The organism is Pantoea sp. ICBG 828 (assembly GCF_002928355.1).
Lineage (GTDB): Bacteria > Pseudomonadota > Gammaproteobacteria > Enterobacterales > Enterobacteriaceae > Pantoea > Pantoea dispersa.
Genome location: NZ_POWN01000009.1, coordinates 119817 through 146113, shown reverse-complemented (window position 1 = coordinate 146113; position 26297 = coordinate 119817). Strand labels below are relative to the sequence as shown.

General features: G+C 54.6%; 22 protein-coding genes and 1 pseudogene. 6 read left to right on the top strand and 17 right to left on the bottom strand.

Features of this window, described 5'->3' with window-relative positions:
* Positions 1–5: 5 nt before the first annotated feature.
* The 5 genes from C1Y43_RS20140 to C1Y43_RS20115 form a co-directional block, all read right to left on the bottom strand.
* The gene (locus C1Y43_RS20140) at positions 6–1232 is read right to left on the bottom strand and encodes an aminotransferase class I/II-fold pyridoxal phosphate-dependent enzyme (protein ID WP_104189453.1); all 1227 of its coding nucleotides are present in this window, start codon (positions 1230–1232) and stop codon (positions 6–8) included.
* Positions 1193–2344 carry an MFS transporter gene (locus C1Y43_RS20135; protein WP_104189451.1) on the bottom strand — a complete coding sequence of 384 codons (1152 nt, stop codon included), beginning with the start codon at positions 2342–2344 and terminating at the stop codon, positions 1193–1195. The genes C1Y43_RS20140 and C1Y43_RS20135 overlap by 40 nt, the downstream gene beginning before the upstream one ends.
* Before the next feature lie 1902 nt (positions 2345–4246).
* Positions 4247–5275 carry a RepB family plasmid replication initiator protein gene (locus C1Y43_RS20125; RefSeq protein WP_104189447.1) on the bottom strand — a complete coding sequence of 343 codons (1029 nt, stop codon included), beginning with the start codon at positions 5273–5275 and terminating at the stop codon, positions 4247–4249.
* A gap of 1268 nt (positions 5276–6543) precedes the next feature.
* Positions 6544–7518, bottom strand: a complete 975-nt coding sequence (locus C1Y43_RS20120; RefSeq protein WP_104189445.1) for a ParB/RepB/Spo0J family partition protein — start codon at positions 7516–7518, stop codon at positions 6544–6546.
* Entirely contained in the window at positions 7515–8723 is a 1209-nt protein-coding gene (locus C1Y43_RS20115; protein ID WP_065647942.1) for an AAA family ATPase, read from the bottom strand. Before C1Y43_RS20115 ends, C1Y43_RS20120 begins: the two co-directional genes overlap by 4 nt.
* Before the next feature lie 988 nt (positions 8724–9711).
* On the opposite strand from C1Y43_RS20115, the gene C1Y43_RS20110 reads away from it, so the two are divergent.
* Complete coding sequence (locus tag C1Y43_RS20110; protein WP_104189443.1) at positions 9712–10530, top strand: AraC family transcriptional regulator; 819 nt, start codon at positions 9712–9714, stop codon at positions 10528–10530.
* On the opposite strand, the gene C1Y43_RS20105 is transcribed toward C1Y43_RS20110, so the two are convergent.
* On the bottom strand, positions 10501–11139 hold the full coding sequence (locus tag C1Y43_RS20105) for a LysE family translocator (RefSeq protein ID WP_065647944.1): 639 nt from the start codon (positions 11137–11139) through the stop codon (positions 10501–10503). The two genes, C1Y43_RS20110 and C1Y43_RS20105, sit on opposite strands and share 30 nt — an antisense overlap.
* On the bottom strand, positions 11136–12473 hold the full coding sequence (locus C1Y43_RS20100) for a hypothetical protein (RefSeq protein ID WP_233209864.1): 1338 nt from the start codon (positions 12471–12473) through the stop codon (positions 11136–11138). The genes C1Y43_RS20105 and C1Y43_RS20100 overlap by 4 nt, the downstream gene beginning before the upstream one ends.
* 191 nt (positions 12474–12664) lie before the next feature.
* Here C1Y43_RS20100 and C1Y43_RS20095 point away from each other — a divergent pair, with 191 nt between their 5' ends.
* From C1Y43_RS20095 to C1Y43_RS20085, 3 genes are all read left to right on the top strand, one after another.
* Positions 12665–12937, top strand: coding sequence for an antitoxin (locus C1Y43_RS20095; RefSeq protein WP_104189439.1), 273 nt, complete (start codon positions 12665–12667; stop codon positions 12935–12937).
* A 230-nt stretch (positions 12938–13167) separates the two neighbouring features.
* Positions 13168–13527, top strand: a complete 360-nt coding sequence (locus C1Y43_RS20090; RefSeq protein WP_065647947.1) for a type II toxin-antitoxin system RelE/ParE family toxin — start codon at positions 13168–13170, stop codon at positions 13525–13527.
* Positions 13524–13823, top strand: a complete 300-nt coding sequence (locus C1Y43_RS20085) for an XRE family transcriptional regulator (RefSeq protein ID WP_065647948.1) — start codon at positions 13524–13526, stop codon at positions 13821–13823. Before C1Y43_RS20090 ends, C1Y43_RS20085 begins: the two co-directional genes overlap by 4 nt.
* A 190-nt stretch (positions 13824–14013) precedes the next feature.
* Here the strand turns inward: C1Y43_RS20085 and umuC are convergent.
* Positions 14014–15287, bottom strand: a pseudogene (umuC, locus tag C1Y43_RS20080) (translesion error-prone DNA polymerase V subunit UmuC).
* Positions 15288–15295: 8 nt separating this feature from the next.
* Complete coding sequence (gene umuD, locus C1Y43_RS20075; protein ID WP_104189437.1) at positions 15296–15742, bottom strand: translesion error-prone DNA polymerase V autoproteolytic subunit; 447 nt, start codon at positions 15740–15742, stop codon at positions 15296–15298.
* Positions 15743–16852: 1110 nt separating this feature from the next.
* Here umuD and C1Y43_RS20070 point away from each other — a divergent pair.
* Both C1Y43_RS20070 and C1Y43_RS23725 read left to right on the top strand, forming a co-directional pair.
* Positions 16853–17401 (top strand): single-stranded DNA-binding protein, encoded by a 549-nt coding sequence (locus C1Y43_RS20070; protein WP_104189435.1) that lies wholly within the window; start codon positions 16853–16855, stop codon positions 17399–17401.
* A 146-nt stretch (positions 17402–17547) separates the two neighbouring features.
* The gene (locus tag C1Y43_RS23725) at positions 17548–17925 is read left to right on the top strand and encodes a conjugation system SOS inhibitor PsiB family protein (RefSeq protein ID WP_158252676.1); all 378 of its coding nucleotides are present in this window, start codon (positions 17548–17550) and stop codon (positions 17923–17925) included.
* A gap of 226 nt (positions 17926–18151) precedes the next feature.
* Here the strand turns inward: C1Y43_RS23725 and C1Y43_RS20065 are convergent, their stop codons facing one another.
* From C1Y43_RS20065 to trbE, 8 genes are read right to left on the bottom strand one after another with little or no spacing between them, the layout of a single operon-like run.
* Positions 18152–18397, bottom strand: coding sequence for a DUF2274 domain-containing protein (locus C1Y43_RS20065; protein WP_007704353.1), 246 nt, complete (start codon positions 18395–18397; stop codon positions 18152–18154).
* Positions 18394–19677 (bottom strand): TrbI/VirB10 family protein, encoded by a 1284-nt coding sequence (locus C1Y43_RS20060; protein WP_038858348.1) that lies wholly within the window; start codon positions 19675–19677, stop codon positions 18394–18396. Before C1Y43_RS20060 ends, C1Y43_RS20065 begins: the two co-directional genes overlap by 4 nt.
* 2 nt (positions 19678–19679) lie before the next feature.
* The gene (gene trbG / locus C1Y43_RS20055) at positions 19680–20672 is read right to left on the bottom strand and encodes a P-type conjugative transfer protein TrbG (protein ID WP_038858346.1); all 993 of its coding nucleotides are present in this window, start codon (positions 20670–20672) and stop codon (positions 19680–19682) included.
* Complete coding sequence (gene trbF, locus C1Y43_RS20050; RefSeq protein ID WP_104189433.1) at positions 20669–21373, bottom strand: conjugal transfer protein TrbF; 705 nt, start codon at positions 21371–21373, stop codon at positions 20669–20671. Before trbF ends, trbG begins: the two co-directional genes overlap by 4 nt.
* Positions 21374–21391: 18 nt before the next feature.
* Positions 21392–22759 (bottom strand): P-type conjugative transfer protein TrbL, encoded by a 1368-nt coding sequence (gene trbL, locus C1Y43_RS20045; RefSeq protein ID WP_104189431.1) that lies wholly within the window; start codon positions 22757–22759, stop codon positions 21392–21394.
* Positions 22756–23082, bottom strand: coding sequence for a hypothetical protein (locus tag C1Y43_RS20040; protein WP_038858343.1), 327 nt, complete (start codon positions 23080–23082; stop codon positions 22756–22758). The genes trbL and C1Y43_RS20040 overlap by 4 nt, the downstream gene beginning before the upstream one ends.
* 12 nt (positions 23083–23094) lie before the next feature.
* Entirely contained in the window at positions 23095–23838 is a 744-nt protein-coding gene (gene trbJ / locus C1Y43_RS20035) for a P-type conjugative transfer protein TrbJ (RefSeq protein WP_104189429.1), read from the bottom strand.
* The gene (trbE, locus tag C1Y43_RS20030; protein ID WP_038862369.1) at positions 23835–26285 is read right to left on the bottom strand and encodes a conjugal transfer protein TrbE; all 2451 of its coding nucleotides are present in this window, start codon (positions 26283–26285) and stop codon (positions 23835–23837) included. Before trbE ends, trbJ begins: the two co-directional genes overlap by 4 nt.
* Positions 26286–26297 lie beyond the last annotated feature (12 nt).

The following is a 26297-nucleotide window of genomic DNA, read 5'->3' as shown; positions in this document are numbered from 1 at the left end:
CCTGACTACATTACTTCGTTGTATGCTAGTTTAAAGCATTTGTGGAAACGATCGATATGTTCTTTTTCATGTAATGCAGAAATAGCACACCTCAGTATGGCATTCCCTTCTTCAACCGTAGGAAACATCGCCACAGTAGTAGCGAATCCATGCTCGTGCATCTTTTTACACATCGTGATAGCTGTATCTTCATTACCAATGAGAATACCTCGTATCGGCATTCTTGTACCTCTGTTGATAACTTCAGTATCAGCAAATTTTTCGTCAAAATATGCAATAACTTCCTGTAATAACACCTGTCTCTTTGCAACGGTACCATCAAGGTGTAAATCAGCAGCGGCCAGGCATGCCGCCATTCCCGGTAAACTAGGAGGGCCGCCAAATGCGTAGGTGGTCCCGTAGGTTTTAATGAACTTAATGGTTTCTTCGAAGTTGCATGCAATAAATCCCCCATGTGAACCAAAAGCTTTAGACAGCGATCCTGCAATGATAATTCTGTCGTCCAGCTTGTTATTGAGGCATTCCATTACATAACCGGAGCCATTTTCGCCGAAAATAGAAGTTCCATGCGCATCATCGATATAAGCATAACCGTTATATTGACTGATCAGCTGCGTGAGTAATTTAACCGGCGCAACGCCACCCATGGAGCCAACACTGTCGGAGATAGATATCGGCGTAAGGCCATTATCAAAAGCAAACTTGAATGCATCTTCAATTTTCTTATGATCCTGGAAGTCTATACGTACCACATCGCCAAACTGCTGCAACAATCCCCGATTAATTTGTAATGTCGCATGTGCTGTTTTTTCAAGGATGAAGTACGGCTTATTGCTAAAAGTGTATTTTGGCAATGCTCCTGATGCCAGTAATGGTAAAACCGCGATATGACAAGGTGTTACTGCATTGAAGGTAAGCGTATAGGCGCCTTTCATTATGGCGCTTAGTTTACTTTCAATGTTGCTAAATATGTCTGGTTTAATTCGCGTTCTTGCCACCGACAACTGAACGCCAAACCGCTCCATCGCTTCGTATACAGCCACTTTAAGTTTTTTGTGCGTTTCGATACCCAGATAAGAGCAAGACACAAACTCGATCATTTCCCTGCCATCGTCGAGTCTGATTTTCTTCCCTTCTCTCTCAGTGACAATTAACTCATTGATGTTTTCCGAAAAAACACGCGTCTGATATTTTACGGATTTCTCAATTTTGTTTCTTTGCCAGTTCTGCACTTCGCTCTCCTTAAATAGCTAACTACCAGTAATGATAAAACCGCCAGGGATAATCCACTTATCCCCATCACCTTTTCAAACCCAATCCCGAAAGAAGTGGATTTTGTCACACAATAACTAATAAGACCTGCACACACAGTTTGAGTAAAACCCGTCAATGAGGAAGCTATTCCTGTCTTTTTTCCTTTGATCTGTAGTGCAGTAAAATGCGCTATCGGATAACATGCACCTAACGTAAAATTGAACAATATAGCCGATATAATATATAAAACAGGTTCAGCCTCCCCGATAATCAAAGGGAATAATGACAGAACATTGACGCCAAAAAGCAAAAATGGGTTTGTGAATGCGTTAACCTTTGAAGCCTGATTTCCTGCTATGAAAAAAAGAACAGAAATCGAGAAGACCAGTGAGTATTGAAAAGGAGTAAATTTTAAATTTTCAATAAAAATCACAGGCGTCAGCGTAATGAAACAAAAAAGCGAACTGAGGATCAAAGAAACTAAAGCCGTTCCCGAAAAAAATTCCTTTGTCAAAAAGCTGCCTTTATCTTCTTCAGCTATCTCTTTTGCGGCAGGTAAGTTTTTCGGGGCAATAATTACTGTAATCACACCAAAAATGAACATCGTTAAAAATATATAGTTCCAGCTTACATAACCCAGCATTGCCCCGCCTGCCAGTGGTGCCAGCAGAGGAACTACAGCGCTTGCAGAAGAAATGTCGGAGAGCGCTTTTTTTAATCTATCAGCGGGAAAACTATCTTTCGCAATCGCTCTGGATAATACCGGTCCGGCACCAGCACCTACGGCTTGTACAAACCTTCCTGCCATAAGCAAATAGATATCTTTAGCCATAAAGCACAGCAGGCTGCCAGCAGAAAAAATTATAAAACCTGCCGTTATCGTTTTTATTTTCCCTAACCTTTCGCCTAAAAAGCCAACACATAGCTGGCTGATAGCATAAACGATTAAAAAGCCGCTAATCGAAAGTTGAATAAGTGAATAATCAACCTGAAAAACTTTTTGCAGATCAGGTAGAGCCGGAACAATCATGTCAGTCGCCAGGGCTGACACAGATGCAGCAAGTACAAGATATAAATAAATTCGGTTCATAATCGAAATTAGCTAAGGCCTTAAGAGCATTCAAACTATCAAAACCGCTTATAGATATCAATTTTACTTATGGGATCGCCATTCTGAACAGGTCTAATACCAAAAACTATTTTTATAATGCAAAATATACTCAATATCAGATAGATATATTTGAATGGTATAAATATTGCGCAATTACTTCTAATACCCTGCTTATAAAAAAAGCAATTTTAGGTTGAGAAAATATGCACTTGTACAATATAAATTACAGATATAGATTCAGAAAAAAGAATAAATTTAGCATAAAAATCTAAAAATTAAGCTTTTTCTATATATATTATAAAAAAGTGGTCAATTATAAATCAATTGATTCGCCAAAATCACACAAAGTAGACAATAGTCAGCTTTACACTTCTTTTATAACATCCCCATAACATTTTGAGTTTACTTCGTTGACTGACAATGAATTATATATTAGTTGGGTTTATCTAATGCGTCATCAAAATGATCCACTGACATCAATAAATTCGATTACGGTCTTCTCCCCTTCTTTATCAAAGAACAGTAGTGGCAGCATTTTCTACCACGCCATAAGCGCTTTTGGGCATATCGGACTGTTAATAGTGTTATGTGAGTACAACCAACAACTTTTCATTTTGTATTAACGCTGCAGACAGCGATAGACCATTGTTAAGCATTGAAATTTAAACTTATTTTGAAAAGTAACTACAACCTAACTCCGGTTTTTTGTTGACGACCTCATGCAGTATATGCCCATGAAAATTATGGCGGTTCACCACTTGATCCAACCAGACTTAGGCTTTCAGCACGCCGTTCTATTCTGATTAAATATTATCCCGTCTGTTGCTGTTCTAATCATGGTTTAACTTGAGAGTTACTGGGGCATATTTGGTATGCGATATTTTGTTGAGCTGTAGGGCCGGCAAAAACTGAGCATGCGCTGAATGCGTAGGCCCGGCCAGAGTGATGCCTACGCTATGGAACATAAGTTATGGCGTTGATAGCTGTATACGTATGGCTGCGAATAAGCATTATGTTTATCTATCCTCTCATTACCGTCAGCTTCCTGAGCACTGCTAACAAGGTGAACTGTCGAGCTGAACGGTTGTTCTGGCTTTTGATACTGTTTCAGTCAATAAGCCTGGCGGGAGCGCAGCAGCAACGTTCATGACGTTAGCCGGAAAAAAAACTTGGCTTCAGGGATGATCCTGCATGAATAGTTCCTCATGACGAGGTCTCTTTTAAAGTGCCGACTCATTAAGCAAGATACCAACTCCTGTTTTTATCGCTTCACACCATAAATTCCTTCCTGCTGAAAACCATAAAAAGACTCGCAAAAGACCTTACGTCCGTGTGCTGCTATGGGGTGTTTAACGTGTGCTTTTACTCTCTATAGCTTATATAAGCTATAGAGAGTAGCTATTCTGGCAGGATCATAAGCTATAGTGAGTAAACATAAGCTATAGTGAGTGATGTAAGTTCTGCTATTTTATAGCGGTGAAGCCGGAAAGGCATATAAACCATTAAAAATCAGCAGGATAAGCTCAGGCAAGAAAGACTCTGACTTGTTAGTCATAAGCTGTAGTGAGTAATCAGCTACTCGCCATTACTGCATAAGCTGTAGTGAGTGGAATAAGCGGTAATTTGCGTTCTTTATAAACTGTAGTGAGTAAGAATCTTCAGAGGGAGAGGTTATATAAACTATAGTGAGTAACACCTACTCCTCAACACATAGATATAAGCTATAAGGAGTAAAACGCGCCCTTTGTACCACAGAGCTAAGCTGTAGTGAGTGTTTTTTCTAAAATTGATAAAATTCAGCGAGTTACTATAAGACTGTACTTACAGCCTCATGAATTCTTTGCTCTCCTGATAAGAGAACCACTCATCACAGCTTATGTGTTACTGAGACTTAAAAATCTTCTCCAGATCCTGAAGTGAAATACCGAGCTTATCAAGAAGTTCAATCTTTTCCTGCAGTTGCGGATCGAGTGGCTCTTTTGTTTTCGCTGTTGCCTTCGGTGCTTCCAGCTGCTCCGTCTTGGGCGCTCTGAGCTTTGGATAGCGATTATGGACCTGGAAGTAGACGCTGCGTCCCTTCTGAACTTCGCTATAGTCCAGATAACCAATCTCTTTAAGCTGCTCCATTGCACGGCGCACTGTCTGGTTCTGCGAAAACACAGGAGAGCGCAGATTCAGCCTTTCGCGAAGGCGCGCCAGGGAGATCGGGGCCGGGTTCTTGGGAAGGCTTTCAATGTAGGTATAAAGTGCCTGAGCGGACTCACGGCGTTTAAGCGCGTTGATCGCCTTAAGCTGCAGTAACACCTTGTGATCAAACTCGTAGAGCTCGAAAAGCTTCGGGTCAGCCTGCAGGATAACAATGTCCTTTTTGGTATCGTAAAAAGCAGACTGGACCAGATGCGTGATGTATTCTTTTGCGTCGTCGCCGCTTTTTGAAGAGAAAGAGATGGTAGTGCTGGCAATACGCTTCAGAGACGGGCTGATACGCTCTCTGAGCTGCTTTGAGGAGCGGCTTGAGGGGATGCCGCAGAGCTTGGCAAACTCTACAAATGAGAGCTGTACCTTGTCGCCAATGACTTTGTCTTTGTGCTTTGCAAAGGAATGGATGATCCCGACCCAGGTCTTGAAATCGTTATCCATATCCAGGCGCGGGCCGACTATCTCAACCTTTTCATAACCTTCCGCTTTCGCAAGTGACAGACGCGTCAACTCCTCGGTCGCATCGGTTGTTGAAGAGGTGTTTTTCTTGCTGTTTTTTAACGACTTAAGCGTAGGGACAAATACGCCCAGGCGCATCAGTGCCACCGGCTGCACGGTATTATTGGCATTCGGCGTCAGGGTTACGATTTCCCCGGATTTCGTGTCTTTTTCTTCAAAAAGCTTTGTTAAGTCAAGATTGTCGCTGGCCACAAGCGTTCCTGCACACGTTTCAGAGGATCGTTGAGCATGATCAACCGATCCGGATTGTGAATTGTTAGATAACAACTCGCCAATGATCGAAGTAACCCTCTGACAGGCAATCAGATTAGTTATCCACAATCAAAACGGGAAATGAGCGATAAACTCACTATAGCTTATGTGTTTTCCTAATTACAGCTTATATTTTACTTTCTATAGCTTATTGTGATCTCTGTATAGCTTATATTTTACTTGCTATAGCTTATGCGGACCCCTCTTCAGGCCAGAGCTGGTGCGGCCTGCGGCGATCGGGGATCTCTTTGGGATCTATAAAGGATCTCATTAGGATCAATTTATTGGGATCTATCGCGTGGATAAGTGGATAACTCTAAGGGCTTTTTGCTTAACAGGTATACCCGCGCAATCATCAACGGGTCATTTACAGCCGATCTCTGCTGCAGATAAACCGTCGCTGTAGACCACTCTTAACCAGCCTGCATTTATGTACTGGTGAAAGCCTTGAGGTGCTATGGGGTATCACCCTCACTCTATGAAAAGAAAAGTTATGCGGGACCTCTCTGATATTGTCTGAAAGGGGTTTCGTGCTCACTACTAATTCGTCAGACATTCTCTTAAACGATTACTCAGCAGTAATGTCACAGGAAGAGGAGCCAACATTATGCTCGCTTATAAAAACCCTGGTCGTATAGGACTGCAAAAAGATATGCCAAAAATGCTCCCACTTATCTTTTAATCAACTGTTATTAAATAATATTTTTATTTTATCAGGCTTGATTGTGTGTTTTTTTCACAGACCTATAAGATATAGAAAGCAACGTTATCAGCACGGCCATCACAACGATCGGACAAGATCTTTCCATTAAGTTGTACATTGAGACGCGACAGATATCCCTTCTCCTATCATTCAAGCTGTGGACAACGAACAGCGGTTCCAGTTAACAGACCATATGGCGTCTTGAGTGGTGTAACGCCATTAAAGTGGTCATTGTGAGTTTCCCTATCACTCCTGCACGTTTGATCGATGATCCTCTCTAAGCTGAACGTTGAGGATTCAGGGCCAGGCAGATTGTGCTGTTGAGTCAACTGTGAATGCTATGCTGTGCAGAAACAGGATATTCAGGGATGGGAATTTCAGTTTGAAATCTTCCCAGATTGGCGAGATATAACAGCAGGTTAGAGAGGTTTTTTGGTGGGTATCCAATAAAAAGGGGAGATACTCACTGGAGTAACTCCCCTTCTCTTTCACGCTGGATTGAAAATTATTTTGCGAGCATCTTTTCAATTACGGCTTTCACCGCATCATCCAGCTCTGCCTGCCAGGCCGCAGGAAGACGCGAAAACTCATACGTCACAAGGCGCTTTTCGGCGTCCGTTTTTTTCCGCGCAAACTGCTTTTTATCGCTGAATTCCGCTATTTTTTCGGTCACGACTTTTTTTGCATCACGCGCTGACTTAGGTTCAGCACTGGCTGCACGAAAGTAACCAATAATCTTTGCCTTAACAGCCGGATCATCGTGCTCAGTGAGCGCATCATGCGCAATACGTTCACGCACGCCCTCAGCCAGTTCCTGGACACTGATTTGCCTGCTCGCCGCTTTCTCTGCAATATCCAGTAAGGTCTTATAGTCGTTAATAGAGAGCTCGCCGACGGAGGGAAAGACCGCAATCATTTCATCGGGTACCGACGCCGCCTGAAAAGCACGCGTGACTTTTGCCGGCGACAGCCCTTCCGCAGCAGCAATGTCAGACTGATTCATATGCTCCGGGTACATCAGCTTAAGGCGATTACCCAGTTCACGCAGTGTGTGCTCTTTTGCCGTCTGAATGTCGATGGCCAGCTGCCGGGCGTCTGAAAGCGACAGCTCATCTTTCGTCACTAACACTTCAAATGGCATACCGCTGTAAAGGCACGCGGCCCTGCGGCGTGAACCGTCCAGGACTTCAATACGCCCGTCTACCTCACGGCCAATAGCCGGAAAGAACTGCTGCAGTTTAATGGTGCGTGAAATATCGCTGACGGATTCTTCAGTTAAAAAGGCCTGATCGCGGCCGTTAATCGTGGCATCCACGTAAGTCTGCGTTTCGATGTCATCATGCAGAATCTTGGTAAGCGTAAACCGCGCGGTGGCACCGGATTTAAGGGTAAAAGTACGGGCACTTTCCGTTTCGCTCAGCATTTTGCTGAAGCTGGAGTTACCCAGGGTGCGTCCCATTTTCTTCAGTTCTTTCATTATTGCATCCCTCTGACGAACTCAATCCGTTTAAACACGGCCTGAGTAAAGCGTTCCGCTTCACGTTTGGCATTTTTAAGCGCTTCTGAACTGCCCGGATATGACTGTGGATCGGCACTGACGATGGTGTCGAACGTTTCCCCGCAGCGCTCAAACCCATCCAGTCGGGGCAGCGTGGCGTCCAGGATGTAAGACGTAAACACGTCCCGGGCCAGCCCATGCGTCATCTCATGATCACGTTTGGACGTCATCTTGGACATGAAGCCGATATTCCCTTTTATACGCGGTGTAATCCCCTCCTCTTCCAGCTGCTCCAGCATATCGGGTAAGCGGGTGAGATATTTCAGGGTTGAGTGGAAGTCCACCTGCGCAGGCGGTGTTGGCGTGAGAAGCAGATCGCTTGCCGCAATGGCATTAAGCATGAATGCGTCAAGATGAGGCCCGGTGTCGACAAAGATGAAATCATAGTCGCTTCCCACCCTGTCGATAATGTTTCGGCGCAGGACTTCAGAAGGCAGTACGCCGGGCAGGTGTTCCTGAACCAGGCGATCCCACTGACTGGCCACAAACCCATCATCAATGGAAGCCGGAATAATATCCACACCCGGAATGATGGTTGGCTTAATGATTTGTTCTCTGAGCTGTTGCGCATCAAGATCATTTAGCATGGCCTGAGCGGCAGTTTCGACAATCGATCCGATGCTGTTTGCCTGATTCAGGAACATGGTGCTGGATGCCTGCGGATCCAGATCGATAACCAGATTGCGCAAATCATACTGCAGTAAGTCAGGGTGAACGCGTAATCCATGAGCAAGCGTCACGGTACTGACCGTTTTAGACACCCCACCCTTGAGATTGACGACGAAGATCACAAACGGGCCTTCGCCCTTATGGATATCGCGGTATTTTGGCACCTTCCGGTGAGCGTAGATATCAACAACGTCCTGAACAGTTAGCGCGTAATGTTTCGCATTGCCGGCATCCTTTTTACCAAACACATGCCCTTTGGATTCCATTTCTTCAATGGCCTGCTCAACAGCACGGCGGCTGAGCTTAGGCAGGTTGGCCACGGCATTACGTGTGAACGTCTGATAGAACTGATCGAGACCGAATTCCTGGCGCTTATCGATAATGTCATCACTCATGCTGCGCAACATAGCATTCGCTCTGCGCGCAGTTTCATCCACTCCACCGTAGTTACTTTTCATCATCCGCTCCACTGACAATTAATTTCGCCAGTGTACATTCATGAATGCTTTGTGCAACATTTTTCTGTATTCAATAAAAAGTTGTACAGGCCGGGTGGTATGACCTTGTTGCCTCTTATTCTGCTTTTACAGGGGATCAGGTAACAGGCAGCGGGTGAAATGCCGTAAGCTCCCTGCCCTTTCCCTGTTTTTCATCTCACAAATCTGGGTCTGAAAGCAGAATGAAATTCCCATGCGAATATCAATGTTAACTTATTGATTTAAAATATTTTTATGGATTTATTTCAAGGTGAAATTCCCATGTGGTTTACTGCTTACTCATGGTTTGAACAGGATTTTAACCTGATTGTCAGGTGGATGGACACACGCAGTTATAAGGCCACGATGAGCAAGCATTACGGGGAGTAAAACGTTGCCGGGCGCTGATTCACCGCCAGCAGATACTGCATTCAGCCCCAGACTTGTCGAATCCGTAAAAGAAGTGGAAAGCTGATCAGGTCCTTCTCATCACGCTGGCCTGTTTAATCGCAGCGACGATAACCTGCAGGTGTGTTCGACACATGAACATAGCAACGGATACAATCCAGACACGGAATCTCGCAAAGGCGACCGCCCCGGCATTATGGCCGCTGACTGTATTGCAGCACCTGTCATCGGATCGGCTGTCAGCTTGTCATGCAGCCAGGGAGAGAATGCCAGTCGCCAGGCTGCAGATGAACGCATGGGCACACCATCTTTTAAATTCACCTGTTCGCATGCCAAATTCATCGCTGAAAGCTGGGCTTTGCCCTGTCATCTTTTATAAAGATTAAAGGAAAGAAATATCGAACGTAAAATACCGACTCAGCATTCCCCGAAAGGATGCCGGTCAGTTTCATGGTCGTTCAGGCATCGTGAAAGCTTTGCCGCGGAGAGTTGAAAAAAGCGGCGGGGAATGGTTTAGTAAACGTTAATAATCATTCACTATTACTGCATAAGGCCCGTTATTTTGTCGCTACAGTCTGCAGAGTGGTTTAGCCGTAACGGCGTGGAATGCTCCCGCGTCAGTGCCTGTAATGCTGGCTTCCCAAAACATCTTCATGATGAGTACGTCATTAGCGCCAACCTGACAGGTGTGGAGGAAATCTGGCTGGCAGGTAAAACCGCGTACGTTAAGAGTGGGCAGGTGACTTTATATAATCCGGGGACCATTCAGGCGTCGCGTTTTGACAGTCAGTCCGTTGATTTTATCAGCGTGCATATGCCTCAGAGCGTCATGAAACTGCTGGCTGATGAGGATAATATACGCAGCGACAGCCATGCGCCCGTTCTGCGCGAAGGCATTATTGAAAACAGACGACTGTTTAATGCGCTTTACCGGTTTGCGGCTTCCGCGCGCGAAGGTGAAGGGGCAAATGAAGAGCAGGAGCTGATGTTGCTGTGCGGCGAACTGCTGGAGACCCCGGCATTTCTGCAGAGCAATGACGAACAGAGGCTCAACGTTGTGATTGAATACCTGAGAGAAAATCTCAGCGTAAAACCCCAGCTGGATAGGCTTGCGCAGATGGCGGGGCTGAGTAAATATCATCTTGTGCGCTTCTTTACCCGGCATACGGGTATGCCGCCTCTGCAGTACCATATGCAGCTTCGCCTGCATCACGCTCGCGACTTACTTCGCAGAAACGTTCATCCGCTTGATGCGGCAATAATGCTGGGTTTTTACGATCAGAGTCATTTCATTAATGCCTTTCGAAAAGTAATGGGGACGACGCCCCATCACTATGCTTCGCAGGTCTGCTCAGGCCACCATAAATTCCCGGTATCCTGACACAATCACATAGAGCGCAAAATAGCTGAAGATAAGGGCCGAGGCGATGTAGGAATATTTAAGCAGCCGCTGACCCAGCATCCTGCCGCCGAAGCTCCCGACAAGGCAAAGCACGCATGTCCAGAACATACCCGCTATAAAGAACCCGCTCAGAAACCACGATGTACCAGTCAGGCTATGATGACCCATCCGCGAAATTAGCGCACCGCCCACGGTGGCAAACCACAAGATGGCTGTGGGCGAGGACATGGCTAGTACAACTCCCCGCCCGAACTCCCGCAGGAGCGGGCGAGCTTGGTGAGATTCGCTGACATTAAGTTCTGCTGCCTTTCGGTATGCGGCCACCAGCATTTTACCGGCAAACCATAACAGAAGGGCGCCACCGCCTATCCACAGCACCCAGCGGACCACTTCATACTGAAGCAGCACTGCCATGCCTGCCAGCGCCAGTAATGCATAGGCCAGGTCACCGACGCAGGTGCCCATACCCAGCCAGAACCCATGGAAATACCCGCGCTGCATGGCAAGAGTAATCATGGCGATATTGGCAATGCCGATATCGAGACACAGCGATAAACTCAGTAAAAAGCCGTTTGAGAATTCGATCATAATAGAAAACCTTTTATCTTCTGGTCGTATTCAATCATGTCGACCGTTTTGCCAAGCCGGTTGAGCAGCATTGCAGCTTCTTCACGCTGATGATGCGGTGAATAACGTTGCAGGAACTCCCCGGCTTTTCCGGTATCACCCTGAAGAACGGAGCAAGTCATCGCACTGGCCAGCGCGGTTAAAGCAGGTTTAACCGCGGCGAGATCCACTTCATAGTGGGTTCCATTCCAGTACAGGCACTGATGTTCCGTCAGCCATTTAAGCTGAATATACGCCGCCCCGGCATCGGGATAGTCGCAGGGACCACGACGCAGATACCGAAGCATCTCCAGAAGAAACACCCTCAGCTGATGCGTTTCATCCAGCTGCAGTGCCTGTCGGGTATCCTCTGTGAGGCACATCAGCAGGCCAAACACGTCAGCCAGCGCCTCCTGGATGACCATGGATCCCCACCGGTCCTGCTTGCTCAGGCTGCCGAACCTCATTTTTTCAATGACAATGGAATGCCCCAAATCGTGACCTCTGAACCACGCAATCAGGTGACGGGCACAGATGCTGCTTTCCGGAATAACGTTTTGTTGCCAGCCGAGCAGAGAGGCCTGGGTTCGGGCGAAGCGTTCGAACAGGTTAAGATACGTATTTGCAAACACGATGGTGCGTTTTTGAGGCGCGTACTTGACGCCTTCATCTTCTGGGAAGAAATAAGCAAAGTGTTTGGGATAGCTGTTGGCTTCACCGGCAATCGCAAACAGATCAACGATTTTGTAACGGCAGCCGGGCAGAGCAATCAGCCGCGCATCAATATGGCGCTGCAGCCAGGCCAGGTTATCTGAAAAAAGGTCGTCCACCACATCGGAAACCTCCTGCAGGCAGCGATTAGGTAATCCAAACCATGCGGAATAATGCTGTGCCCTGGATTTACCCACCCATGTCGACATATAACCAATACCCTGCACCAGTTCCTGTTCATCAAGACCGGCTATCTGCGGGAGCAGTTCGCCGGCGGTACGGGGATCGGAAAGCACATCAGCGCGCAGTTGCAATGCTTTTCGGGTGTCCGGGTCAGTAAATTCCCGGGCGAGCTTAAAACAGATAATGCTGAGCTTTTCTTCAACGGACTGAAGCAGAGTGGTACCGGTTCGCGTGGCAACCGGATGAAAATGATTTGCTGCATCGGCAAGCCGGGTAGCCTGATGGATAAGGTCCAGCACAGCCGGAGAAAGTGAGTCTGGCAGCGGAATATCCATCATATGAATGTGATATGAATCAGCAGCAGGCCAGAATGGTGTCGTAAACATGAAATTCCCTTCCATAATGATTAACGAGACATTCACTTAACCAGTCCGCATGTTTTCGGTATTGGAAAGAATTGCGCTGTGTCTACAGATCACGTTAACGGACAGGCATACAGCTGTTGACAGCGTCTTGTTGCTGTCTGAAACCGGCTTTAGCAAACCTCACAGTAAAGTCAGATGCCGCTTGCCTGTCGGCAAACGCTTTTTCTAAGCGGAGGAGGGGAGGAAATATGGCAGACCTGATATTACATCAACAGAACGGTATCTTAGTTATCACGGTTCCGGATGATGTGGCTGTCCGGGCCGGCTGGACGCCTGGCATCCGGCTTAACGTCACCGTTGAGGGTGAGACAGTGTCACTGACACCGGCTTCACGCCTGCCCCGCGGCCGTAAAACGCTGGCGCATCTGCTGTCCGGTATCGATCAGAGTGAGATCAGCTACCTCAACGAAGAAAGTCATGACGGACTTAATGACGCGCCGCAGGGTAAAGAATCAATCTGAGGGTTCTGTGTTCATGGCAGGCACCGTGTTTAGCAGGCCGGGGCCTGACGCTTACCCTGAGCGTATTCAGTCTGGCTGATGTCCGGCATATTGCATTTATACAGCCTGCCACCTGCGCGGATATGAAAACCTGGCGATAAAGGATTTTGGTATAGCAGACAGAGCGCAGTATTGAAAAAATAGACTGTGATATATATGCTGTATAGACTGTAATATATAAAGGTGGGCGTGTGTGGATCGTTGAAACCACGGATTTATTCGCGGAATGGCTCAGAGAGCAGGACAGGGCGATGCAGCTGGATGTGCTTGCCGCACTGAACCTTCTGAAGCAGGAAGGTCCGCATCTTGGCCGGCCGCATGTGGATACGCTTTACGGCTCAAAAATCCCGAACATGAAAGAACTGAGGGTACAGAGCAACGGGCGGCCCGTAAGAGGGTTCTTTGTGTTTGACCCCATGCGTAAAGCGATTGTCCTGTGTGCGGGTAATAAAGAAGGCGCAGATGAAAAGCGCTTCTACAAGACCATGATTAAAACAGCGGAAAATGAGTACCACCGACATCTGGACCAACTGAAACGGAGCGGGAAATGAAAACGCTTGATGACCTGATGGCTGATCTGACACCTGATGAACTCACGCAGGTTCATGAAAAAGTCGCGGCAATGCGACTTGATTCTCAGCTGTATAAATTGCGTGAGGCGCTGTCAAAAACCCAAAAGCAGCAGGCTGAAGCCATGGGTATTGCACAGCCTTCTGTTGCGGCTATTGAAGGGCGCGGTGAAGATCTGAAAATTGCCACGCTCAAGCGTTATGTTGAAGCGCTTGGCGGTCAGCTGACAATTGGCGTCAATATGCCGGGCGGTGAGCACGTCGATTTTACCCTCTGACTGATGCTGATTTCCCGGTGCGTCAGCGGCATTGCGCCTGACGCATTTTTTCGGCGAGTAACGGCGAGCGATGCCCCTGTGCGTCACGCAAAACAGGGACGTTATGGCTGGCATCAGGGCCTGTCTGAGAAAGCGTTTCCGATACAGGTTCCTGAGAAAAAAACAGGCGAACTCCCGTTTGCCTGCCCGGCTATAATACGCGTGCAACAGGAATATCAGACCAGCGTGTGGTCCAGGCTGGACTGAGCATCTCCCGCTTCATGTTCCATTCGGTATTCACGCCCTGTCCTGCAAACCACACGTTTCCAAGCCCGGACTGATTAATGCCGTCCAGCACTTTCATGAGCTGCACACTGTTCTTTCGTGGCTGCCTGTCATCAAAGAGATTGAGCTGACTCACTCCGTCCGGGGTAAAGTCATCGAGCATGATGCCCGCTTTCATGTACCGGCGACTTCGAGCCAGATGCGATCGAGCGATCGCATGGCCACGTCAATAATGTCCCGCGTATCCTGGGTGGGCAGGCTGAGCTTTTCTCCGGCGCTGTTTCCGTAAAACACCTCGTTGACCGCATGCGGCGAGGTGCGAATAAACACGCTGACACGCCGGCAGAACTGCCGCTCGCCCCGGAGCTTTTCGGCCGCTCTTGTCGCGTACAGGCACAGCGCCTGCTGCATGGCGACCTTTGAGGTGATGCGCTCACCAAAAGAGCGGGAGCAGCAAATTTGTTGTTTGGCAGGGGGCAGTTCCTCAAGCGGAATACAGGATTCGCCGTTCAGTTCGCGTACGGTTCTCTCCAGAACCACGTTAAAGTTTTTCCGGATGAGGGCAGGGTGGGCGCGTGCCAGCTGTAACGCATTATGGATACCCATCAGATTCAGGCGTTTGCCGATGCGACGTCCCACCCCCCAGATTTCTTCCACAGGCTGATTTTCCAGAAGAGTAGCGGTGCGCTTTGGGTTATCTGGCGTAAGCGCGAGCACGCCCCGAAACTGTGGCCACTCCTTGCTGGCCCACTGTGCTGACTTCGCCAGCGTTTTGGTCGGCCCCATCCCAACGCCAATAACCAGCCCGGTGGTATTCATCACATGTGTCCTGAGGCGGCGGCCAAAATGTTCATAATCTTCGCAGCCGTTAATGCCCGTCAGGTCGAGGAACATTTCATCAATGCTGTACTGCTCAACACGGGGTGTCAGTTCCTCCAGGGCTGTCATCACGCGCTGGCTGAGATTATGGTAAAGCCCGTAGTTCGAACTGAAGATAAATACCTTTTCGGGATAGAGCTGGTTCTTTATCTGAAACCATGGCGTGCCCATTTTTATGCCAAGTTTTTTTGCGCTGGCGCTGCGCGCAATGACGCAGCCGTCGTTGTTGCTCAGTACCACAACCGGCTTACCGCGCAGATCAGGGCGGAACAGCGCCTCGCAGCTGGCATAAAATGAGTTGACGTCGGCGAGTCCGAACATGGGCATAATCACCTCCGCGCGCGCGTGCTGTTGAAAAACCACGTCACCACGCCGAGCAGCTGCAGCTCCTCCGGATAAATCACGGGGTAGGCGGGGTTCATCGGGAGCAGGGCGGGGCGGGGATGCAGCTGCAGGCGCTTGACCGTAAATTCTCCGTTAACTTCGGCGATAACAATATCGCCGTGGGAAGGCTTCTCGGCGCGATCGACAACCATGACGTCGCCATCGCACAACCCGAGATCGCGCATGCTGCTGCCGCTTGCGCGGACAAAGAAAGTAGAGGCGCGCCGGCGGATGCAGAGTTCATTCAGGTCCAGCTCTTTCTCAACGTAATCTGCCGCCGGAGAGGGAAACCCTGCGGCGCAGGGCTCTGCATAGAGGGGCACCCTGACGCGGGGAGTAAAAATCGGGGGCCAGAGCAGTGTCAGGCCCCCGGCAAAACTGCCCGGATTCATGATCCGGTCCCCGGGAAAATGGCTGACCTGCCGGTAATTGCTGTCATTGCTGTAAATAAAGTGCGCATAAAAATCCTCCTCTGAATTATACTGGTTATGCGTACAGTATTATTGAGGTGAAATTATCTGGCAAGTAGCAACGAAACGGCGGCTGTTAGTTAATTTGACATATCACTGAAAAATAAAATATTTCAGTAATCCTTCCGGACAGGGGCGTGCAATAGTGGTGCAACCTGCTTAGTGCGTTTTTTAATCAATCGTCGTGAGCTACGGGCAGAAAAGGGTGGCCGCAGACTATCCACAGCTTTATACCCCGGGTGTTCAGCCAAAGTGTGGATAAAGCCGTGCAGAGCTGACGCACTTCACTGGTTAGCTTCACCGTACCGTTAAATGCGTGTGAGGCTGAACCGCAGATGGACTCAGAGCTGAAGTCGATGCACAGGGCAGCTGGCGCTCCTCTGAAAAAACAGGTGAAGGCTTTTTAACCGGAGACCAGCGTGTATGATTGCTGTCCGTTTCAGGGAGCTTTCGCATAAGGACTATGTTTTGAAAACCATCTCATCCTACCCCCCTCTGTTTTTACCACTCGTGACCGGCCTCAGCGCCAGTATCGCAAACCCCTGACGGCCGTAATCCGGCCATACCACAGCGCAAAGACAATGGCAGGGCCACAGCCTGACCTGCAGCCAGCCCGCGGGCTGGCGCGCACCGCGCCGGCTAAAATCCGCCGCCGCTCTGAGGCGCAACGTCGTTTCGCTGCCGCAAAGCCGCCGTTGCCGCTGCATCGTGCTGTGCTTTTCCGCCAGGCTTCACCGGTTTAAGTCCATTCGCCGGGGCTGAGACAAGCACAGGCACCGTGGTCGTCCAGGGTGAAATGCACGCCGTGAAAATTTTTTTCCGACCACTGCGTTAGACCAGAAATAAATTTCCCCGTCGCCCCGGACGCCTGCCGTCACCCGCGCTGGTTTACGCCCTCGCGGCGAAGGATCTCAAACGGGTGAAGTGAATACCGGAGGAAAAACCAGCCGATTTCCACAAAACGTCAACACCGCGGCTCTCGAAACTCAACGGGTGAGGTGGTTTTAAACCAACTGCATGAGGAGAACGAACATGGCTTCACGGGGCGTCAACAAGGTCATCCTGGTCGGAAATCTGGGGCAGGACCCCGAGGTGCGCTACATGTCAAACGGCGGCGCGGTCGCAAACATTACGCTGGCCACGTCGGAAAGCTGGCGCGACAAGCAGACCGGTGAGAACAGGGAGGTAACCGAATGGCACCGCGTGGTGCTGTTCGGAAAGCTTGCCGAGGTGGCGGGGGAATACCTGCGCAAAGGTTCGCAGGTCTACATCGAGGGCCAGCTGCGCACGCGCAAGTGGCAGGGCACGGACGGACAGGACAAATACACCACCGAGGTCGTGGTCAATGTCGGCGGCACCATGCAGATGCTGGGCGGGCGAGGAGGCAATACAGGCGCACAGACCGGACAGCCGTTCAGCGGCCAGCAGAGCGGTCAGCCTCAGCAGCCGCCAGCAGCGTCGGGTAACGGTGGCAAAGGTGGCAAGGGCGGGCGCGGTACGGCTCAGTCGCAGCCGGAACCCCTGGCACCGCCGCAGGGCAACTATCCGCCGGCAGATTTTGATGACGATATCCCATTCTGAATGACGTGGCTTCGCTTACGCGGGGCGGCGACAGAGGTGAAAACAGCGGGAAACAAAGCAGAAAGGCGGCCGAAAAGGCCGGGGTTGCCCTGGCGGAGCGGACACTCCGCGCAGGGCATGACACATCAGATATGAAGGACCCAAATATGTCAGCGACTCAGTCTAAAGTAAAAATTCGCAACAGCAAGTCTTCCACGTATTACGGCCGCCGGCGCGCGGGTTACCGCTGCTGCTCCGGCAGCGAGCTGACGCGCGATGAAAGCGTGACGCTGCAACGTCTGCAGACATTCGCGCCAGGAGACTTTGAGGCCTACAGCGCGCGGGGCGAGGAGTTTCGTCGGAGGCTGTGTGGCGCCGTGCTGCACGCGCTGCCCGTTAGCAATGCCTGGCGGGCCGACTGCGAATGTCGGGGCGAGTGGGGCGGGGTGTTCCCGGTACACCTGCGCCTGACGCACCAAAAAAGTGCCGGTGTCAAGTCTTCGGCTCAAATCAAGAAGGGCTTGAAACCGTATATGGGACAGTAGGTTAGCTCCTTTCGGGGCCGCTTTGAAGAAGAGCGGCGTCGTCGGCTAGGAGCGACATAGGAGCTTTGGGAGAGAAAGCCGCATCGCACTGTGTAGTGCTCGATTGCCGAGGAACGGCGGGCCTGTCGCATCATCATAGCCCAACAGGCTCGGCGGCATCCAGAATGAAGAACGCGCAGCCTGGGCTGCGCGTTCGATGGATGCCGTTGAATAGTATGCGGTGCAATCATGGCGGCTTCGGTGGTGCGCTGCGGGTCGCCGTGCCCTTCCTGAATCCTCGATCGCCCGCCATGAACGCTTCCAGCATATGCGGGATCAGCGTCGCCGCATCGACTGCCTCGCCATACGCCTGCGCGTGTAGCGCGGCGTAGCGGTCGAGGTCGGCTTTTAAACTGGTCGGGCAAACGAAAGTCAGCTTGGTGCTCTCGGTCTTCGGCAGCGGGCCAAGCCGCAGCTTCTTGGTCGTGCTCATCGTGAAGTCCCCCGGTTGAAGAACAGCGGCTGGTACGGCCGCAGCACCAGATCCCGGTTGACGATGATGCGAACCGGCAGGCCCGGTCGTTGCGTCAAGGTCGGCTGAATGTTGAGGTTGCGCCGGGTCATCTCCTGGCCGACCTGATTGATGCTGTCTTGCGCGCTGTCGCGCCCAGCGATGATGACGCGATCACCATCCTGCCGGTTCTCCGGCGCGGCCAGCTCGGCACCGACGCCCAGCAGCGTGGTGAGTGCCGCACCGGCAAAGATGCGGCCCCAGTGGTAGTCCACATCGTCCTCCAGCCCGGCATAGCCGGCTGGGTCGGTGCCGGCCAGGTTGTCGAGCGTGAGCGAAGACGTGTCCGGCAGGATGATCCGGTTCCAGACGACTTGAACGCGGCTCTGCCCGTAGCTGACCTGGCTGTTGTATTTGCCCAGGATGCGCGAACCCTGCGGAATCAGCAGGAAGCGCCCGGTGGCTGTGTCATAGACCGGCTCCGTCACCGTGGCGATCACGTCGCCGGGCAAGTCCGACTTGATGCCCGTCACCAAGGCACCTGCGACCACCGTTCCGGCCATGACCTGATACGGCGAAGTTGGCAGGGTCAGATTGCCGGAATTACGGGTTTCAGTGGAGCCACCTTTCAGGAAAGCCTCTTTCTGGTCTTGCCGGTTTTGCACCGCTGTCGGGTCAGCAGGCTGGGCCGCCGTGGAGGCCGGCCCGGCCGCCAGCGGGTCAAACGCCGCATTGGCGGCGAAGCCCGGCGCAGCGGCCACCTGTGTCTGCGCCACCGGCGCCGCATTCTGCCCTCCCGAGCGGAAGAACACGGACGAGGCCGCGGCCGCTTCGGCTTCTTTGCGCAGAGCATCGTTCGGGTCGTGGCCGGGGGCCGCGTAGGCGGCCGTCGCCGGCTGCTGCGACTTCACGATGGCAGGGCCAAGATCGCCCGGCAGCGGCGGCCCCAGTTCGGGAACGGCAGGCGGCAACGCCGGCGGCAGCTTGGAGTAGTCCGTCGGCAGCGCATCCAGTCCTTCCGACTTCGAGACACGATCGACGTTGTAAAGCTCGGTCTGCTCGCCCGCACCGCGCCGCTGAGGTTGCAGCGACCACATCAGCGCGCCGAGCACGGCCACCGCCAGGACGCCGGCGAGGATGGCCAGCGTGCGCCGATTCAGGCGCGTGACCGGGCGCGGCTGGGCGCGCAGCGCCACCGCCTCGGGAGCGATCTTGCCCGCCGCCTGCGGCGCGGCAAGGTCGGGAGTGTCATCCTGGCTCATGGTCAGTTCCTCCGCGCAACGCCATCGGTGCGCTCGATCCGCACCAAGTCGCCGCCGTCGCCGCCCAGCCGCAGTTCGGCCGCGCCGAACAGGCGATCCACGACGTAGTACGGCGCGCGGAAACGGTAGTTCACCAATTGCCCGTCGCCCTGCGCGCCGATGACAAACAGCGGCGGCAACTCGCCCTGAGCAATGCCGGCCGGAAACTGGATATAGACCTTCTCTCCATCATCGAAGGCGCGTAGCGGCTTCCACGGCGGGTTGCTGCCCGATACCGCGTAGCGGAAGCGGATCTTGTCCAGCGACAGGCCCGTATCGACAGGCGTTGTCGCCTGCGCAGCCTGCGCCTGGCGCTGCAACGCGAGCATCCGGTCTTTCGGGTAGTCCCAGGATACCGACGCCATCCATGCCTTCTCGGTCGAGGTCAGCTCCAGCAGGTAGGTGCGCCGACTGGTGGTGATGACGAGATTGGTTTTCAGACCGGAACGGATGGGCTTGACCAGCACATTGACGCGCAGATCGGCCCCGCCGCCGCTGGACGTGTCGCCCACGATCCAGCGCACGGTATCGCCGGCGGCGACCGTCACCAGTTCCTCGCCCGGTTGAAGCGAAACCACCGTCACGCGCCCCGGCGACGCATAGACCTGATAAAGCGCGCCATCGGTGAACGGCCACACCTGAATCGCGTTGACGTAGCCCTCACGGGTAGGCGCGATACGCGCTTCTGCATTGGCACGGGAAACGCGCACCTTTTCGTCGGCCGGCTCCGGCGCAGCGGGGGCTTCATCGACTTCCGGCAGCGGCTTCAACTGCGCTGGCAGCGCCAGCGGTTCAGGGACGGCGACGACTTCGACGGGCTTGGGCGGTTCGGGCAACGGCTGGGCCAGCACCGGCTCGTCGAGCGAGATGGACGGCGGCGGCTTGCCCTGCGAGGCGCAGCCCGCGAGGGCCAGCAGCGTCAAAGGAAAAACGTAAAGGCGGAAACGAAGTTTCATGGTTTGGCTCCTTCGGAAGAATCCAGTTCGCGGCTCCATGACAGTCCGTTGACGTAGATACCCAATGGGTTCTTGCGCAGGCGCTGTTCGGTACGCGGGGTTTGCAGGACGGTCGAAAGCACGGCGTTCCAGCGTTCGGTGCCGGCGGGCGCACCGTTGACGTAGCGCTGCTCTGTCCAGCGCACGTTGAAAGACGTGTCGCTGGCGCGAACCACGCTGGTGATCTGCACCGTCACCGATTCCTTGCCGATGCGGGCGAATGGGTCATTGGTGCGGGCGTAGTCGTTGAGCACCGCCGCGCCCTTGTCGGTGGTGTAGTCGTAGGTATCGAGCCAGTTCTGCCGCACCACGATGGGATCGATGGACAGCGAGCGAACCAGCGTCACGAAGCGCGCCAGGTGGTGCGCGATCTGCGCGTCGCCGGGCCGGTACGGCGTGGCGGCCTCACCTACGGCGCGCACCTGCCCGGCCTGATCGACCTCGATGACATAGGGCGTCACGATGGACTGCGCCGAGCGCCACACCAGGCCGCCGGCCATCAGCAGCGCGAGCACTAGGCAGCCGAAGGCCATCAGTCGCCAGTTCTTGGCCTGCATGCGAGCCGAGCCGATACGGTCGTCCCATACCTGGGCGGCGGCTTGATACGGGGTGGCAGGCTGCGGCGTATCGGCGTAGCGCACCTGCGGGCGTTTGAATCGCATGGGTGTTCTCCTTGAAGGTTAGGTATCGGAATCCCGCAGGCTCGGGCCTTGCCCGGAGCCGCCGCCGTCGCCGCCGCGCAGCGTGTGGGCAGCAGTGGTCGCGGCATGGGTGGCCTGCTGGCGCCGGTGCATCCGCTTGGCCCAGGCCGGTTGCTCTTGCTTCTGCGAGCCTGCGGCGCCGTCTGCGGTCTGGCCGGGGCCAGCACCGTCGCTGCCGGCTTCTGTGCCGTTCCAGCCAGCGCGGAAGAAATCGGCCATCTTCTGCCCCGCAGCGGAAGCTCCAGAGGCGACGCGGCGGCCTGCGGCTTGTGCGCCGGTCTTGGCGACATTGCCGAGGCCAGCCGCCGCGCCCTTGGCACCGCCGCCGGCCGCAGTGGAACCGGCCTGGAACGCCGATCGGGCACTGCCGGCCGCCGAAGTCGCGGCACGCGCCCCGGCACCGGCCAGCTTTGCGGCCGCCGGGGCCATTCGTGCACCGGCCATGACGGCGCCGCCCACGCCCGTTGCGGCGGCGCCGATGGCAACGCCGGTGCCGACAGCGCCGACCGCAGCACCAGCCATCGCGCCCGCACCAAGCTGCGGCGCACCGGACACCAGGCCGGTGGCGATACCGGGTCCGAAAATGCCCAGCGCAAGCAGCGCGAGCGAGGCCAGCATCACGACCAGCGCGTGGTCGATGGATGGCTCGTCGGGATGCACCTGGAACTCGGCGAACAGGCCGGAACCGATGCCGACGATGACGGCCAGCACCAAGACCTTGATGCCTGACGACACCACGTTGCCCAGCACCTTTTCCGCGAGGAACGAGGTCTTGTTCCAGAGTGCAAACGGGATCAAGACGAAGCCGGCGAGCGTGGTCAGCTTGAACTCGACCAGCGTGATGAAAAGCTGTACCGCCAGCACGAAGAAGCAGAGGATCACCACCAGCCAGGCGATGAACAGCACCACGATGGGGTCGATGTTCACGAACACCTCGGGGAACCCAGCCATGTCCCCGATCTGTTCCAGAATCGGCGCGGCAGCGTCGATGCCGGTCTTCGCCAGCCGGCCAGGCTGAAGGAAGTTCTCCATCGTGATGGCCGAGCCGGTCGCGGTGATCCCCAAGCCGGCGAACGAGCGGAACACGATGCTCGCCAGCCAGTTGAAGTTGCCGATGATGTAGGCGAACGCGCCGACATAGAGCACCTTGCGCAGCAGCTTGGCGATCACGTCATCGCCCTGGCCGGTGGCGTGGCTCATGGCCCAATAAAGACCAGCGATCGTCATGTCGATGACGATGAGTGTGGCGGTGAGAAACGCCACTTCGCCCTGCAACAAACCGAAGCCCGAGTCGATGTAGCGCGAGAACGTATCGAGGAAACGGTCGATGATGGTCACGTCGTTCATGGCGAATCCTCGGACGGAGTGAGCAGAACGGCGCCCTCTGGCAATTCATCTGCGGGCGTATCGAAGCTCGGCGGAATCGGCGGAAGTTCAGCCAGCGAGTTGTATTCGTCCGGCCCGGTATGGCCGGCGAAAAAGCGCCGCCGGAAGGCTTCGGCGGCGGCGCGGCAGGCATCCTCGCCCACGGCCTGCCGGTCGGCCGCGCATTGCCCGCGCAATGCCTTGAGCCGCACCGGATCTGCGGCCAGGGCGTCGGCCAGGTTCTCGGCCGGCTGCTGGCCGCACGCGGTCAGCAGCACGGCCAGCAGGACGGAAGCGCTTCGCATGGCCGCCTCCGGTCAGTTGTTGTAGAAGTTGACGGACTGCGGCGTGTACGGCGTGCCGGTGCCGAGGAAGCGCCGCCGCACTTCGCGGGCGCGCTCCATAGCCGCCGCTTGCCGCGCCAGTTCCAGCGAAGCGGCCCGGTCTTGCGTGATCTGGAGCTGCTGCCCCTGGATCGACTGCTTGGCCTGCAAAGCCAGGAGCTGGTTCGTCGCCTGCATCGCTTGCAGCGCGCCGGTCGCCGATTGGCTCTGGTTCACGAGGTCGGCCAGCGCGCTTTCGTCTTGGGCGAGGTTCTGCGACACCTGCGCCTGCATCCGCATCGCGGTGTGCAGGCCGTTCAAGGTGTTCTGCCAGCGTTCGCGGGCGTCCTGCGCCATGCGGTCGCCGCTGATGGTGGCGGCGTACTGTTCCGGGTACAGGCGGGCGAACGTGGCATCCATGCTCTGCACGTCGTAGGCCAAGCCGCGCGCCTCGGCGATCAGGCGCTCGGTGGTGGCGAGCGTCGAGCGCAGGCGGTTGACGATGTTGAAGTCGAGGTTTGCCAGATTCCTGGCCTGGTTCATCAACATCTGCGCCTCGTTCTGGAGCTGGTTGATCTGGTTGTTGATCTGTTCCAGCGTGCGCACGGCGGTCAGCGTGTTCTGCACGAAGTTGGACGGGTCGAACGCCGTCAGCGCGGATGCGGGCTGCATGGCCAGCAGAAATACCGACAACACAGCAGCGAGTGAGACAGAGAGCAAACGGGGCTTGGTCTTCATAGTGAAACCTCCAGCGGTTGAGAAGCGAGAAAGGAAGCTGCCGCCGGAGCGGACGGCAGCAGGTCGGCGGCCCAGCCGAGGCCGCGATGGCGCAGCCACGCGCCGGCGAAGCCGGGAGCGCCGGCCTGCGTCAGCACGCGGTCAATATCGCGTTGGTCTTGAGGGGTGGATGCGCCCGCGAATGCGAGCGCGACAGGCCCCAGGTCGAGGTCGAATAGGCGGTTGCCGAGGCGCGACTGGTAGTAGTAGTCGCGCTTGGGCTGCGCGGTGGCGACGATCTCGATCTGCCGGCTGTTGAGCCCGAAGCCCTCGTAGATCGTGCGAATCTGCGGCTCGGTCGCCTGCGGATTAGGTAAGAAAATCCGACTGGCGCAACTCTCGATGATCGCGGGCGCGATGGTCGAATCCTTGATGTCGGCCAGCGACTGCGTGGCGAAGATGACGCTGACGTTTTTTTTCCTGAGCGTCTTGAGCCATTGCCGGATGCGGGCCGCGAAAGATGGCTCATCAAGGAATAGCCACGCTTCATCGAGGATCAGCAGCGTCGGCGCACCGTCGAAACGCTCGTCGAAGCGGGCGAACAGGTAGCGCAGCACCGCTTGCACGGCGGCGGGGCTGTGCATCAGTTCTTCCATCTCGAAGCCCTGCACGTCGGCCATGCCCAGCCGGTCGTGGTCAGCGTCCAGCAGCTTGCCGTGTGCGCCGCCCAGCACATAGGGCGCGAGCGCTTGGCGCAGCGCGTTGGACTGCAATAACACCGACAAGCCGGTCATGGTGCGCTGCTCCACCGGCGCACCGGCAAGGCTTCTCAGCGCCGACCAGATGGCAGCCTTCTCGTCCGGGCCGACCGTCACGCCTTCGTGCAGCAGCCGGCCCTCCACCCATTCCGCGGCCCAGGTGCGGTAGCCCTCGTGGGCAATTCGCGCGAGTGGCTGGAAGGCGATGCCGCCATCGGCACCGAGGTCGTAGTGCTCACCGCCAAGGCCGAGGATGGTGGCGCGCATCGAGCGCCCCATGTCGAAGGCGAAGATCCGCGAGCCGAAGTAGCGCCGGAACTGCATGGCCAGGATGGCGAGCAGCACCGACTTGCCCATGCCAGTCGGCCCGGCGACAAGGGTGTGGCCCACGTCGCCGATGTGCGTTACCAGCCGGAACGGCGTCGCACCATCGGTGCGTGTCACGATCAGCGGCGGGCCGTCGAGGTGGTCGTTCTTCTTCGGCCCGGCCCATACCGCTGACATCGGCATCATGTGCGCCAGGTTCAGCGTCGAAACGATGGGCTGACGCACGTTCGCGTATGCGTTGCCGGGGACGGACGACAGCCAGGCATCGACCGCGTTGAGGGTTTCGGGGATCGTCACGAAGCCCCGGCCTTGGATAACGCGCTCCACCATGCGCAGCTTCTCGTCGGCCACGGCCGGGTCGGCGTCGAGCACCGTCACCGTGGCGGTGAGGTAGCCGAAGGCGACTTGATCGCTGCCCAGCTCCTGCAAGGCGGCATCGGCGTCGGCGGCCTTGTTGCTGGCATCGGTATCGACCAGCGGGCTTTCCTGCTGAAAGATCGTTTCGCGCAGCAGCGCGATGACGTTCTTGCGCTTGGCGAACCATTGGCGCCGCAAGCGCCCCAACTCCCGTTCCGCCTCGGCTTTGTCGAGACACAGGAAGCGCGTATTCCAGCGATACGCAAAGCCCAGGCGGTTGAGGTCGTCCAAAATCCCCGGCCAGGTCGAGGTCGGGAAGCCTCGTACCGACACCACGCGCAGGTGCTGATCGCCCAGCATGGGCGCCAGGCCGCCGACCAGCGCGGCATCGGCCAGCAGCGCGTCGATATGGAACGGCACGTCGGGCACGCCGACGCGATAGCGGCGCGTGGAGACTGTGGCATGCAGGTAGGTCAGCGTCTGGCTGTCGTCCAGCCAGGCAATCTCCGGCATCACACCATCGAGCAGGTCGAACACGCGATCGGTCTCTGCCACGAAGGAATCGAGCCGACCGCGCCAGTCCACGCCCTCGGTGGGCCGGTTCTCGTACAGCATCCCAGCCGCACGGGCGCGAGACTCTTGCGGCGGTAGGTGTTGCAACGTGAAGTGATAGACGCTCTCGAAATGGCCATCCGACTCCTCGAACGCCGCGCGTCGCTCCTCATCCACCAGCCAGGACAGTGGTTCGGGAAAGGAGGACTGCGGATAGCTCGATGCCCGCATTCGCTCGGCCTCGATATAGAAGGCCCAGCCAGACCCGGTACGGCGAAGCGCGTTGTTCTGCCGCGCCGACGTGGCAATCAGTTCGCCCTGTGTCGCACTGTCCAGGTCGGGACCGCGAAACTGGAACGTGCGTTGAAACGAACCATCTTTGTTCAGTACAACGCCCGGCGCGACCAGCCCGGCCCAGGGCAGCCAGTCGGCAAGCAAGGCCGGGCGCTGACGATATTCGGCAAGGTTCAGCATGGCGTCCTCCCC